The organism is Cytobacillus firmus (assembly GCF_023715565.1).
Lineage (GTDB): Bacteria > Bacillota > Bacilli > Bacillales > Cytobacillaceae > Cytobacillus > Cytobacillus firmus_C.
Window position 1 is genome coordinate 1 of the sequence record NZ_JAMBOJ010000048.1, and the last position, 13,375, is coordinate 13,375.

The 13,375-nt window shown below is 43.5% G+C and carries 11 protein-coding genes; all 11 read right to left on the reverse strand.

The window, feature by feature from the left end; all coding sequences use genetic code 11:
- Positions 1 to 129: 129 nt before the first annotated feature.
- Positions 130 to 1,116 (reverse strand): Gfo/Idh/MocA family protein, encoded by a 987-nt coding sequence (locus M3205_RS17715; protein ID WP_251171133.1) that lies wholly within the window; start codon positions 1,114 to 1,116, stop codon positions 130 to 132.
- 64 nt (positions 1,117 to 1,180) lie between these two features.
- Entirely contained in the window at positions 1,181 to 2,023 is an 843-nt protein-coding gene (locus M3205_RS17720) for an ABC transporter ATP-binding protein (RefSeq protein ID WP_251171134.1), read from the reverse strand.
- 129 nt (positions 2,024 to 2,152) lie between these two features.
- Positions 2,153 to 2,668 carry a gamma carbonic anhydrase family protein gene (locus M3205_RS17725; protein ID WP_251171135.1) on the reverse strand — a complete coding sequence of 172 codons (516 nt, stop codon included), beginning with the start codon at positions 2,666 to 2,668 and terminating at the stop codon, positions 2,153 to 2,155.
- 12 nt (positions 2,669 to 2,680) lie between these two features.
- A complete protein-coding gene (locus M3205_RS17730; protein ID WP_251171136.1) occupies positions 2,681 to 4,192 on the reverse strand; it encodes a tripartite tricarboxylate transporter permease in 1,512 nt (503 codons plus the stop codon).
- A 29-nt stretch (positions 4,193 to 4,221) separates the two neighbouring features.
- Positions 4,222 to 4,725, reverse strand: coding sequence for a tripartite tricarboxylate transporter TctB family protein (locus tag M3205_RS17735; RefSeq protein WP_251171137.1), 504 nt, complete (start codon positions 4,723 to 4,725; stop codon positions 4,222 to 4,224).
- A 53-nt stretch (positions 4,726 to 4,778) separates the two neighbouring features.
- Positions 4,779 to 5,600, reverse strand: coding sequence for an enoyl-CoA hydratase-related protein (locus M3205_RS17740; RefSeq protein WP_251171138.1), 822 nt, complete (start codon positions 5,598 to 5,600; stop codon positions 4,779 to 4,781).
- Between the two features lie 18 nt (positions 5,601 to 5,618).
- On the reverse strand, positions 5,619 to 6,839 hold the full coding sequence (locus M3205_RS17745) for a CaiB/BaiF CoA transferase family protein (RefSeq protein ID WP_251171139.1): 1,221 nt from the start codon (positions 6,837 to 6,839) through the stop codon (positions 5,619 to 5,621).
- A 420-nt stretch (positions 6,840 to 7,259) separates the two neighbouring features.
- Positions 7,260 to 8,252 (reverse strand): tripartite tricarboxylate transporter substrate binding protein, encoded by a 993-nt coding sequence (locus M3205_RS17750; protein ID WP_251171140.1) that lies wholly within the window; start codon positions 8,250 to 8,252, stop codon positions 7,260 to 7,262.
- Positions 8,253 to 8,595: 343 nt separating this feature from the next.
- Complete coding sequence (locus tag M3205_RS17755; protein WP_251171141.1) at positions 8,596 to 9,930, reverse strand: (Fe-S)-binding protein; 1,335 nt, start codon at positions 9,928 to 9,930, stop codon at positions 8,596 to 8,598.
- 18 nt (positions 9,931 to 9,948) lie between these two features.
- The gene (locus M3205_RS17760; protein WP_251171142.1) at positions 9,949 to 11,385 is read right to left on the reverse strand and encodes an FAD-binding oxidoreductase; all 1,437 of its coding nucleotides are present in this window, start codon (positions 11,383 to 11,385) and stop codon (positions 9,949 to 9,951) included.
- 12 nt (positions 11,386 to 11,397) lie between these two features.
- The gene (locus tag M3205_RS17765) at positions 11,398 to 13,296 is read right to left on the reverse strand and encodes a sigma 54-interacting transcriptional regulator (RefSeq protein WP_251171143.1); all 1,899 of its coding nucleotides are present in this window, start codon (positions 13,294 to 13,296) and stop codon (positions 11,398 to 11,400) included.
- Between the last annotated feature and the right edge of the window lie 79 nt (positions 13,297 to 13,375).

Below are 13,375 nucleotides of genomic sequence, written 5' to 3' on the forward strand. Positions count from 1 at the left end.
TAACTTAATTGTATCAGAAGTGGTCCTTATTTTTCTCAAAAACAATCAAAGCCGGTGACATTTTACTCGTCGTAAAATGTCACCGGCTTTTTCATTTCAGAGGTGGGTTTTGTCCCAGCCTCTTTCCGTTTATTTCTGATCAGCTGGATAAATCACACCGATTTGTCTGCGTGCTTCATCCAAAATCTCCATCGTTGACATGGAGTTTGCAAACGAGTTCACTTCCGATTCGGTTTTCCCGGACTTAATCAGGTTTATGAATTCTACTGCTTCATAATACATCGTATCACTTAATTGTTCCTGAGTGAGGTCCTCCCTTTCCCCGTTCCGATAATACAATTCAACTTTTTCGGGATTGCTTATTCTATCAATAATAATATTTCCCTCTTCCCCTTGAATTTCGGAAGGGAGACTGGAATCAGTTATTTTACTGAACATGATCACTGCATCCATATCAGGGTATTTAAGAACTATGCTTCCTTCCCCATCGACCCCGGAGTCCAGTTTATAGCCTGAAGCTTTAATGTCCTCCGGTTTGCCGAATAAAGCCACTAGCGGATAAATGCAGTAAATTCCGATGTCCATTAATGAACCATTCGAAAATTCGGGTTTGAATGCATTCAGCACTGTTCCCTGCCTGTAGGCATCATACCTTGAAGAGTACTGGCAATAGTTTGCAAAATACCTGCGAACCTGTCCGATTTTAGATAGGTTTTCTTTTACCGCCAAGAAATTAGGCATTACGGTAGACTTAAGTGCTTCCATGAGCAGAACGTTGTTTTCTTTTGCAGCGTTGATCATCCTCTGCAATTCCTTTGTATTTGAAGCGATTGGCTTTTCACATAGAACATGAACATGGTTATTCATAAAAATAATCGCCTGCTCTGCATGCAGAGCATTCGGACTTGCAATATAAACAGCGTCAATATCACCGCTTGCAGCCATCGTCTGTAAATCAGTAAACGTCTTCTCCACACCATATTTTCCTGCAAATTCTTTAGCTTTTTCCTCAGTGCGGGAATAAACAGCTGCCAAATGGAAATCTTCAGCCTGAAGTGCTGCCTTTAAAAATCTTTCTGTAATCCAGTTAGTGCCTACTATACCGAAACGAACCAAATTTCATTCCTCCATTTTGTATGTATAAGGTATCTTCATATAATGAAGGACAATTGGGCAAAAATCAATCATTTGCCATTATGAAAGGCTCTTCCAGCCTGGATGAAGATTTTATCCGTACCCACGGACGGCCGTTTTCCCAATCTACCGAGATTGGTACACGAAATGTTTCCTCAAGCAGCGGATCGGTCAATGTATTACATTTACTTCCTTGGGCGATGACGTTCCCATTCTTCAACAGCATGGTGTGCGTGATGGAAGGGACAATCTCCTCGATATGATGGGTAACGTATAGAATCGTAGGACCATCTGGCTGTGCAGCCATTTTTTCAATTGAGCCCAGCAGTTCTTCCTTTGAATAGATATCCAGTCCATTACATGGTTCATCGAGAATCAAAAGCTTTGGTGAAGCCATTAAGGCTCTTGCAATCATCGCTTTTCGTTTCTCCCCCTGTGAGAGGGATGAGAGAGTTTGATCCTGAACATGGCTAATATTGAACTGCTTCATTAAGTCCTTAGCCTGATCCAGATCCTGCTGCGTTATTTCCTGATAGAGGCCAATTGACGCAAATTTTCCGCTCAGTACAATTTCCAGGGCAGAATCGGATGGACGAAATTGAAACTTGTCGTCAAGCGAGGTGCTTACCCAGCCGATGGATTTTCGAAGCTCCGGGATATTTGTTTTCCCATAAAGATTTCCTAAAACGGACACCTGGCCGCCATTAGGCCATAGGTAGCCGGTTATCATTTGCAGGATGGTTGTTTTTCCTGATCCATTTAATCCTAAAAGCGCCCAATGTTCTCCTTCCTTTACTTTCCATGAAACATTGTCGAGGATCTGCTTCCCGTTTCTTTTCCAGCTGATCTTATCAAGTGATATGATATTTGTTGATTTCTCATGACTCATTTTTGTACCCTCCTTCTATCCTTGAATTAAAATAGAGCTAGAGACAATATAGACTTCCCCGGCAGCTGCCGGAAATCCTTTGTCTTTAGCTCAATCTTTTTCCTGACTCTAGGTTTTAGGGGGCTGTTCTTAGAGAATTCCGGCACGGCGGAACTTTACAGCATTCTTTCGGTAAAATTCGGCTCCTGCAAGAATTCGTTCCTGAAGCTCTTCCTTTACCGGCTTTAATGTTCGTGCAGGAACGCCGGCTGCAAGCATGTTAGTCTCAATTACTTTATTCTCGCCGACGACTGCTCCTGCTGCAATCACGGCACCTGCCTTTATATGGGCACCATTCAGAATGATAGCCCCCATTCCGATCAGGGCCCCGTCTTCAATGGTACACCCGTGGATCACACATTTATGGCCAATGGTGACATTCTGACCAATGGTAACCGGGTAGCCTTCATCTACATGAATCATCGTTCCTTCCTGTACATTGCTGCCTTTTCCGATTCTGATTGAATCATTGTCACCGCGCAGCACAGAATTAAACCAAATCGATACATCCTCCTCCAGCTTTACATTGCCGATGACATAAGTATTTGGTGCTAAATAGACAGATTCATGCACGTCCGGCTTCATTCCTTCAAAATTGTATATCATTTCCTCCCCCTTTTAGGAAGCCACGGTCTGATCCGTGCCGCCTCCCTGATTTCTGCGGTTTCTAATCCACTTATTAACGAAAGGATACAAAATACTGATGACTGAAAGGATAATGAAGGCTAAAGAAATTGGTCTTGTGAAGAAAATGGAAATATCATTGTTTGACATCTGCATGGCCCTTCTGAACTGATCTTCTGCAATCGGACCTAGCACAACGCCAAGTACAATCGGTGCCAGCGGGAATTTGGCATTTTCCAGATAATAGCCGATGATTCCGAATACAAGCATCATAGCCACATCAAATATGGAGTTGCGGACAGCGAATGTACCCACAATACAAAAGAGAATAATGAGTGGTCCAATGATAGTGTATGGTACCAGCAAAATCTTAGAGAAGATTGAAATAAACGGTTTGGCAATAAGGAGTATCATTAAATTGGCAACCAGAAGTCCCATCAAAATGGTATAGATTAAAGAACCCTGGGTGGAAAACATTAATGGCCCCGGCTGGATCCCATGCAGGATAAAGGCACCGAGCAAAATCGCGGTGGTTGCGCTTCCCGGGATTCCCAAGGATAGCAGCGGAACCATGGCACCCATCGCCGCTGCGTTATTGGCAGATTCCGGCGCAGCAACGCCTTCTGGAATACCTGTGCCGAATTCTTTTGATTTTTTGGACCAGCGGGCTGCTTCACTATAGCTGAGCATCGCCGCAGTCGTTGCCCCAATTCCTGGAAGAATGCCGATAAAAACACCCAGCAGAGATGACCGGCCAATAACGCCGGAAATTCGCTTCATGACATTCCAGTCAGGCAGTTCAGATCTGACCTTTTGCTTCGTATTTACCTTGTGGACTTGCTGGACACGGCGCAGCACCTCTGAAATGGCGAATAAACCGATTAGAACAGGAATAAAGTCGATGCCTGACATCAGCTGTCCAGAACCAAACGTAAACCTTGGGACACCAGTCATTGTATCGATCCCAATGGTGGCAATAAATAAACCAAAGGAAACACCGATGAAACCCTTAACCAGATTCCCTGCACTCAATGAAGCTACAACCGTGAGTCCCATTAGCGCCAAAGCAAAGTATTCCGGCGAGGAAAATCTAAGAGCAAAAGAAGCAAGGAGAGGGGTTAAAAAGATTAATACAAGTGTACCGAACACACCTCCTGTGGCTGAACTGAAAATCGATACGCCGAGGGCTTTTCCCCCTTCCCCTTTTTTGGCCATCGGGTAACCATCGAAAACAGTTGCAACTGCTTCAGGGGTTCCCGGAGTTCTAAATAAAATGGCACTGATGGACCCTGAAAATACTGATGTTGCATAAATGGAGGTCAAAAGTAAAAATGCTGCGGCAGGATCCATGGCATAACTGACCGGGAGTAAAATGATAACCAGCATAGTTCCGCTTATACCGGGGATTCCTCCTCCAATGAAACCAAGCAGGACGCCGACCATTAGAATGAAAAAATGAAACGGCTGAAAAAGATTGCCAAAACCGCCTATAAGTCCTTCAATCATTCCGTTCACCTCTTTTTTTGGATTGGCTATTAATAAAACAGCAAGCTAAATGCATAGAATATTCCCGTTCCACGCGGAAATGGCAGATTTAATAAGATGGGAAAAAGGACAATGGAGCCGGCCGTTGCCAGAATACCGGTTAGAAGTGCCCGAATATAGCTTCTCATCCCAAACAAAAGAGCCATGGTAAAAATGCCGAGAACTGTCGCAATAATAAAACCTACATATCCAAGAATAAAGGTATAAACAGCAAGTACTGCAAACAGGAAGAAAAACTTTTTGGGAAACACCAGCTTTTCATCATCATCTTCAGGTACATCATCTTTACTTTCCTGTATATTCTGAATATTTTTCGTCTTAAATGCCCGGACCAGCAGGACAACTGATAAAATAAGCATCAGAATCATTAAGCCTGCAGGCCAGGTTCCTGCTGAAATGATATTTCCTGTCCTATTCTCCACCTGCAGAGACATGACCAGAAAGAAAGACGAAAAAACGACCATGATTATGGAAAGATTCCGTTCCAGCTGCATCTCTTATCCCCCTTGAAATTTTTATAGAGGAGGCTATAAGCCTCCCGGATATCTTAAGAGTATTTAAAATCAGGTTTTCTCTTTTCCAAAAAGGAGTGAACTCCTTCTCTATAATCCTCTGAAATAAATGAGTCGATGACCATCTGGGCCGTCTCAGGGGAATCCTCCACTGCTCCGGCAAGCACTTCGTGAATAATTTTCTTGGAACCGCGTACTGACAGCTGGGCATTTTTGCAAATTAACTCCGCATATTTGAGAGTTTCCTCTTTTAAGGTTTCTGCAGGGTATATCCGATCAATAAGTCCGATTCTGAGTGCCTCATCCGCATCAAGGAGCCTTCCTGTGTAAAGAATATCTTTGGCTTTCGCCGGTCCGACAAGATCTACAACATTTTTGGTTCCCGGTGTATTGTATACTAGGCCAAGCTTAGCTGGAGTAATGCCGAACTTGCCCTGTTCATCAGAGAATCGAAAATCACAGGCAACGGCAATCTCACAGCCCCCGCCAACGCAGTATCCCTGAATCATGGCAAGCGTTGGCTTAGAAGCATCCATAATCGCTTTTTCCGCTATCATGGTAGCTTTGTTATACTTTTCAGCCCCTTCTGCTGTATACCTTAGGGATTTGAATTCTCCGATATCTGCACCTGCCGAGAAGGCAGCTGAACCTGCTCCTTTAAAAATAATCACTTTTACATCAGGATTCCGATCACATTCATCCACAAGCTGCGGAATTTTCAACCAAATATCATAACTGAGAGCATTCCTTTTTTCCGGCCGGTTAAAGCAAATAAAGGCAACCTCTCCTTCAACCTCCAGATAAACCGGCTCAGTGCACATTTTTTCCCTGCTGTAAGCTCCTAGATTTTTTGACATATCACGCCGACCTTTCTGCTATTTTTTATTCAGGATAGGGTCATTATCCATTGTTCTGACAGCTCCGGATTTGGTTAATTGCCTGATGGATTTTTCATCATACCCGAGGCTGGTTAATACATCAACCGTGTCCTGTCCGAATAGAGGTGAAGGTGTTCTCACCTCACCGGGAGTTTCAGAAAATTTCGTGGGAATGCCAATCATTTTCATTTTCCCGATCACTGGATGTTCAACTTCTTCTATCATTCCTCTAGCTTCATAATGCGGATCCTGAACTGCTTCTGCAAAATTATTGATAGGTCCTGCCGGCACCCCGGCTTTCTCACAGCAGTCTATCCAATATTCCGTATCCTGCTGCATCAGGACTTCTTCAATATCTTCTTCCAGTTCATTCACATGCCTGCTTCTCAATAGATTGGTTTTATAGCGTGGGTCGCTTATCCAGTCAGGCCTATCGGCAACATCTCTGCAAAACCTTTCCCACGTTCTCTGGTTAGCACAGCCCAGCATCATATATCCTGATTTAGTTTTTACCGCCTGATAAGGAGCGGACACCCGGTGGCGCCAGCCGGTTGCTTCAGGTATGGTCCCTTCAGCAAAATAAGCCCCCGCTTCCCACGTAAACCATGGAAGACCGATTTCTGCGAGGGCAATATCAACGTGCTGGCCTTTTCCCGTCTTCATCTTATGGATATAAGCAGCCAGAATGGAGTAGGCTGCAGTTATGCCTGCACCAATATCATAAACGGCAATGCCGGATTTCATAGGCCGCATTCCCTTTTCCCCGGTCATGCTCATGAGTCCCGTCATCCCCTGTGCCACAAGATCGAATCCGCCTTTATGTGAATAGGGCCCGGTTTGACCATAACCTGAGATGGAACAATAAACTAAACCAGGATTAACATCCTTTAAACTCTCATAATCAATGCCGAGTGATTTGGTTACACCCGGACGATAATTCTCCACCACAACATCTGCTTCCTTTGCGAGCTTGTAAAATACTTCTTTTCCTTCTTCGGTTTTCAGATTTAGTGCGATGCTTTTTTTATTTCGGTTAATTTGAAAAAAGCAAGTGGATTCGCCATTTACATATGGTCCCATTTGACGGGAGTCGTCTCCGCCATTCGCCTTTTCCACTTTCATGACTTCTGCACCGAGATCAGCAAGGACCATTGTACAGTATGGACCTGCCATGATCTGCGATGCATCCAGCACTTTCATTCCTTGTAATGGTCCCATTCAGAACACCCCATTTAAATTAATGTCTCAGAAGTGACCGGCAGCTTTTCATTTCTATACATTTCAAATTTAAGTCATGTTATAATAAAATCGATTTTTTATGATAGGAGAGCATTTCTATTTTGGCGAGTGAGATGCTCCCCTTTTTTAGTTGCGGATCTTATTCATACCACATTTTAAACCATTTTCCAGATATTTTTCTGCAGATTGATAATCTCTTGCCGTGAAGTCTCCTTCAACTTTTTCAAGGATATTTGATGGCATAGTGCCGCCGTTCTGTAATCGCTTACAACATTGTTAAGGTTCATACATGATACTGGTTTCATATAGAGTCCTAAGATTTTTTTATAAGTCGGGCAGTTGGTAGCTTTCTCTGCGGCTGAGGTACATAAAGCACTCATTCTGCCTTTTGACAGGATGTTAATTCATTTCTTTTAATAGAGAACCATAGGTGTCTATCAGCTTTTCAAATTCTGCATTATAGTCTTCTGAGTTTAGCCAGCCTTCCCTAAGGTGCAAGTAATTGGCTTTTTCATATTCTTTATAGTCCGGACGATTTTTCGCTTCTTCAAGGGCTTTTTCAAGAGCAGAAATGATTTCCGGCGGTGTATCTGCGTGGACCATAAAACCCCTGCCTTGTCCGTCGGTTACATCTATCCCCATTTCAGTTGAAATAGGCACGTCCTCAAATCCTTCCATTTTCTGTTCAGTGAATGCAATCAGCATTTTTATATCTCCGCTTTCCAGCTGTGCAATCGATGGGCCAGGTTCCTCTGCAATGACATCGATATGTCCGCCGAGCAGTGCTGCAGTCATCTCTCCGGACCCTTCAAATGATATATAATTAAATTTGGTGTCAGTAGCCTTTTCAAATTGCTTCACAACCAGCTCATCAAATCCGGCTGAACCTGTGCCGCCAATTGTGATTTTGCCTGGATTTTCCTTCGCCTTTGCAATCAAATCATCAATGTCTTTGAACTTGCCATCACTTTTTACCTGAAGGGTCATGGTATCATTTTGAACCCTTCCAATAGAAGTTAATTTGCTTAAATCATTTTTCTCAATACCTGCTGCAATATTTACTGGATGGTTGGATGTTGCAGACCAGATGGTATAACCATCAGCAGGCTGCCTGGCCACATGGTCTGAGGAATTGATTCCCGAAGCTCCAGGCATATTCACCACATTTATGTTTACACCAAGAATATCTTTAAGCTCTTTGGCAATGGCTCTCGCAAAATTATCGCTGCCGCCGCCTGCACCAAACCCTACAATAATTTCAATCTGCCGCTCAGGATAATTACTTGCGCTTTTTCCTGCCGAGCTTGCTTCTTGAGGTGAAGAATTACATGCCTGTAAAAAGAGTACCAATGCAATTACAATTGAAAAAAACGTAATCCTCTTTAATTTCATGTTAATTTCCCCCCCCATATTTAGAAAAATTTTAAATTTCTGTTAATTATCCGCCTGTTTAGTTCCTAAAAAAACTTACAGTCTTCTTTACCTTTTCTTCAGTCAGATTCGGTTTCTATATCGTCACCTCCCTGAGTTGATCTTTGTCATTTAATTCATTGCAATTTTTGTGCCGAAGGGGAAGAAAAAGTTCATAACAGAATAATTTTTTTCGAAACAAGCATTAAACGGGACATCCCGACTCTTGAAAAATATTCATTCGGTTATTTGGCAGTGATGCTTTGCTGTACTTTTGTTCAGATACGAAACAGCGGGAACATTCCTTTGTTTCACTATGGAACATTTATGGTTGACATCCTGATTCAGCTCGTTCAATAGATTCCATGAGATAGTCGACTACATGCAGGGTTTGGATTTGCTTTTCCATTCCTTCCCGATGAACACCCAGTTTCATTTGCAGAAAACAGCCAGGATTGGCAGTAATTAAAACAGCCGACTCTGTTTCTTTTACTCTCGTCATCTTCTTATCCAAAATTTCATTTGCTAGTTTCGGCTGCAATAGATTATATATTCCGGCTGAGCCGCAGCAATATTTTTTTTCAGGGAGATCCACATATTCTGAGTTTGGAACCTGTTTCACCAATTTAGCTGGAGCGTCCTTTACTTTCATGACATATTGCAGGTGACATGAAGGCTGATAGGTAACCCGTTCGCCCCTGCCGGCAGCTGCAGGCATTTCGCCTTTTTCATAAATGATCTCACTGATATCCCTGATTTTTTCTGAGAAACTTTTTGCCCGTTCCAGCCAACGGGGATCATCCCGGAACAAATCGGTATATTCCGCGAGAGCCGCTCCGCACCCTCCGGCATTAGTAACGATATAATCCACATTTGCTTCTTCAAAAGCCTGTATGTTCGCTTTAGCCAACTCAATGGCCTTGTCTTTTTTTCCGCTGTGGTGGTGCAGTGCTCCACAACATACCTGTGCTTTGGGTGTAACGACATCAAAGCCTGATTTAGATAGGAGTTTAATAGAGTTATCATTCGTTTCTCTGAACATGACATCCATGATACAGCCATGGAAAAAGGCTGCCCGGCCTCTTGGTTCCTTTTCTTTATTAGCACTTGGTGTATACTCAGGATGGTGTTTCCGCCTTGAAGGCGGCAAAATGGGAGGTGTAATTCTTTCCATCTGCCTCATCTGCTCCGGGAAGAATTTCAGGATGCCGAGTCCTCTGGTAACAGACTGAAGTCCGCTTTTTTGATAAAACCATAGAAGATTGCCTACAGTATTGAGCCTTTTTTGATTGGCAAGAACATGATCAAAAAAATAGTCTTTAAATGTACGTGCCGGATAGACAGGTTTTTTAATATCCGTTTGAACAGATGTTTCAGTCTCTGCTGCAATCCGTTCCTTGGCAAGCATGACGATATCAGGCACCTGAACATCAATAGGGCAGGCATCGACACAGGCTGAGCACAAGAGGCATCGATCGAGCTGATCTTTTATTTCCTGATTTACGGGGATGTTCCCTTCAATCAGGCTTCTTGCCATTAATACTCTGCCTCTGGGGCCATCTGCTTCCCTGCCTGTAATGTTCAAAGTCGGACACACATTGCGGCATGCACCGCAGCGTACACAGGTTTTCATGGATTCTTCCGCTGTCAGTAATTTCAATCACTATTCACCTCCATCCTAGTTAGGCAGTGCCATTTTGCCCGGATTTAAAATGTTATTTGGATCTAGCGTCTTTTTTATAGCCCGCATAACTTCCATGGCTGCTCCATGCTCAACGTCCATATATTTGGCACGGACAATTCCCACACCATGTTCAGCCGTTGTGGTTCCTTCCATCCTGATTGCGAGTTCATGAATGTCATCGATCATTTTCTCGACATTTTCCATTTCCAGCTGATTGTTCATATTGACCACTGGACCAGTATGCATATTCCCATCGCCAACATGCCCGTATATTCCACAGATGATACCATAACGGCCCGCGATATTATGAATCTCCCGCAGTGTTTCAGGAAGTTTAGAAATGGGGACACAGATGTCTTCGCCGCCATACACCCGGAAACCGCCCGGCTTCAAAAGTCCGACAGCTGCACCAACAAGCTTCCTTGCCTGCCAGAGCTTCTCACACTCTTCCGGCTCATCGCTGAACTTTATATAATTCGTATATTTTTCAACCACAGTCCTGAGCCTGTTGACTTGAGAGGTTACTTCCTCCTTGGCACCATCCACTTCAAACACAAGAATCGCTTCATTGTCCAAAGGCAGATTCAGCTCTGGCTTCATCATGTTTACCGCCTTTGTGCAATTAAAATCCATAATTTCGATGGCTGATGGCTGCAGGCCAGAAGAAAAAACAGCATTTACAGCCTCTCCTGCTTCTTCCAATCTCTCAAAAGAGCATAGAACTATTCCTCTTGTAACAGGAAGCGGCAATAATTTGAGGCGCAGTCGTGTCACAATGCCAAGCGTGCCTTCTGAACCGATCATTAAATGGGCAAGGTCATAGCCGGAGACCGATTTAAGCGCTTTTGATTTCGCGCCGCCGGTTACGATGATGTCACCGGTGGGGAGTACAACTTCCATTCCCAGGACATAATGGCGGGTGACACCATATTTAACAGCTCTCAGACCGCTTGAATTGTTGGAGACCATGCCTCCCACTGTGCACATATTGGCGCTTCCCGGGTCTGGAGGGAACCTGAGTCCATAAGGCTTTAAAGCCTCATTTAAATCATTTTGAATGACTCCCGGCTCAATTATTGCCTGCATATTTCGGTGATCGATTTCGATTATCCTGTTCATTTTTGATAAATCTAGCATGATCCCGCCTTTTACTGGTACGGCTCCGCCTGTTTGCCCTGTGGCAGCTCCCCTCGGATACACAGGAATTTGATATTCGTTGGCCAGCTTGACGCATTCACTCACCTCTTCTGTAGAAAGCGCAATAACAGCTGCCTGGGGATTTTTTGGACGGAGCTGCGTTTCAAACGATGCATCATAGGAATAAGTCATCATGTCAGTGTCATTGGTTAAAAGCCGGTCTTCGCCGAAAATATTTCTTAATCTGGATAGTGCATTTTCATCCAGCGGAGGCGGTGTCATGGTTTCATTCATTTTTTCTCCTCCTCACAAACTATTAATTTTACGCCATAGGGTCGTCCTGCCGATCCCCAAAAGCCTTGCCGCTTCCGTTTTATTCCCGTTCACCTGCTTCAGCACATTCAGAATATATTCCTTTTCATAATTGTGAAGCTTCGTTTCTTGATTTAAATCATCCATATTGGCGTGCTTTTCCAGCTCTTTCAATCTGGTAAAGTCCTTCCCGCCCGCTGCTAAAACTGTTTCTGCATCGATCATACTTTCAGGAGAAAGAATCATTGCCCGTTCTACAATGTTCCTCAGCTGGCGGATATTCCCCGGCCAGTCATAGCTTTGCAGGATTTTCATAGCATCTGCGGTAAAACCCTTACAATCTCTCCGGATGCCCGGTTCCAATTCTTTTAAGAAGAAATCACATAATAAAGGTATATCTGGAATTCGTTCGCGAAGTGAAGGAATCGGAATATCCAGGATATTAAGACGATAATACAAGTCCGCCCTGAAACTTCCTTCCTCAACCATTTTTTCAAAGTTGCGGTTTGAAGCAGCGACCACCCGAATATTAATGGGGATCACCCTTTCATCTCCAAGCCTCATTACTTCCCCTTCCTGCAGAACCCTTAGCAGCTGCGCCTGAAGAGATTCAGCCAATTCACCGATCTCATCAAGAAAAATGGTTCCCTGATGAGCCAATTCAAATAATCCAGTTTTTCCTCCCTTTTTCGCTCCTGTAAAAGCTCCATCGACATAGCCGAATAACTCGCTTTCAAGGAGGTTTTCGGGGATAGCTGCACAATTCACTGCAACAAACGGCCCTTCTGACCGCTTGCTGAATCTATGAATCAGATGGGCGAACACTTCTTTTCCCACGCCCGTTTCACCCGTAAGGAGAATGGTAGAATCCACTTGTGAATACTTCTTCACTTTTTGAATCGCTTTTTGATACATTTCACTTTCCCCGACAATATTATTAAGACTATATTTCGTTACATGGCCGCGGTGAAGAAGCTTTTTGCGGATTTCCTGCTCCTGCTGCTGAAGTCGATGAACCGCCTGAAACGTACAAACAGCCCCAAACACTTTTTGCTCATGCTTTATCGGGATTCGATTGGCCACCACTTTTACACCATTGGCATCCTGAATACGGTTTAACTCTTCCTTCCCGGCAGAAAGCACTTTTTTCATTTGGGAATTTACGAGAATATCATCTATCTGCATACCGATAACTGAGTCATATGGAAGATTCAGTATACTGTATACCGACGGGTTACAGACTGTAATAATTCCACCTTCATCTACAGCAATAACACCATCTGCAATAAAATCAAGAATAGCCTGAAGCTCCTTAGTTCGTTTTAATTCAATCCGTCTTACCTCAATCAGGCTTCTGGCTTCATGAATCGCCTGGATGACCGACTCTACTCCAGTCGTTAAGATAACCGTTTTGACTGAATCATTTTTGACTTTGTTTGTAAAAATACTTTTGCCGATCAGTACATCTATTTCTTTTTTACAGAGATTCTCTACCGCTGCCTCGGCTTCTTCAGGGGCCACAACGCAATATTTTTCAATCGAAATGTCCAGCACTGATTCAATTGTTTCTATTCCTTGAAGAACATCCCGGGTATCAGCTATTCCAATCCTACGACCTAATTTTTGTGCTTTTTTAATCGTTCGAAGCAGATCATATCCGGTTATCGGGATCTGGACAACGGGTATGTCTAGGTCGGCCTCGCTAAGCTTTAGTCCCATTGTTCCTCTGCTGATAATAACTTCTGTGCCGGATTTTTTAAATTCTTTAGCAGCTGCAATAGCATTTCTGAAGCTCACTTTTTTTACAGCGACGTCTTCTCCTGTCTTTTTTGCTGCTTCACATGAAACTTCAATCAATGCATCAAGCGGGGTCAAAATGGCAATTTCGGACATCTCTTCACCTCATTCTCCTTTTCTCTTGGACAAGTTTTAATATTATATTAATTAAATCTTACCAGATGCTAAGGAAAAT

Bases quoted from the DNA above. Each gene is read 5' to 3' on its own strand.
- M3205_RS17750 (WP_251171140.1), bottom strand. From the start codon at position 8,252: ATGAAATTAAAGAGGATTACGTTTTTTTCAATTGTAATTGCATTGGTA.
- M3205_RS17720 (WP_251171134.1), bottom strand. From the start codon at position 2,023: ATGAGTCATGAGAAATCAACAAATATCATATCACTTGATAAGATCAGC.
- M3205_RS17765 (WP_251171143.1), bottom strand. From the start codon at position 13,296: ATGTCCGAAATTGCCATTTTGACCCCGCTTGATGCATTGATTGAAGTT.
- M3205_RS17740 (WP_251171138.1), bottom strand. From the start codon at position 5,600: ATGTCAAAAAATCTAGGAGCTTACAGCAGGGAAAAAATGTGCACTGAG.
- M3205_RS17730 (WP_251171136.1), bottom strand. From the start codon at position 4,192: ATGATTGAAGGACTTATAGGCGGTTTTGGCAATCTTTTTCAGCCGTTT.
- M3205_RS17760 (WP_251171142.1), bottom strand. From the start codon at position 11,385: ATGAATGAAACCATGACACCGCCTCCGCTGGATGAAAATGCACTATCC.
- M3205_RS17745 (WP_251171139.1), bottom strand. From the start codon at position 6,839: ATGGGACCATTACAAGGAATGAAAGTGCTGGATGCATCGCAGATCATG.
- M3205_RS17735 (WP_251171137.1), bottom strand. From the start codon at position 4,725: ATGCAGCTGGAACGGAATCTTTCCATAATCATGGTCGTTTTTTCGTCT.
- M3205_RS17725 (WP_251171135.1), bottom strand. From the start codon at position 2,668: ATGATATACAATTTTGAAGGAATGAAGCCGGACGTGCATGAATCTGTC.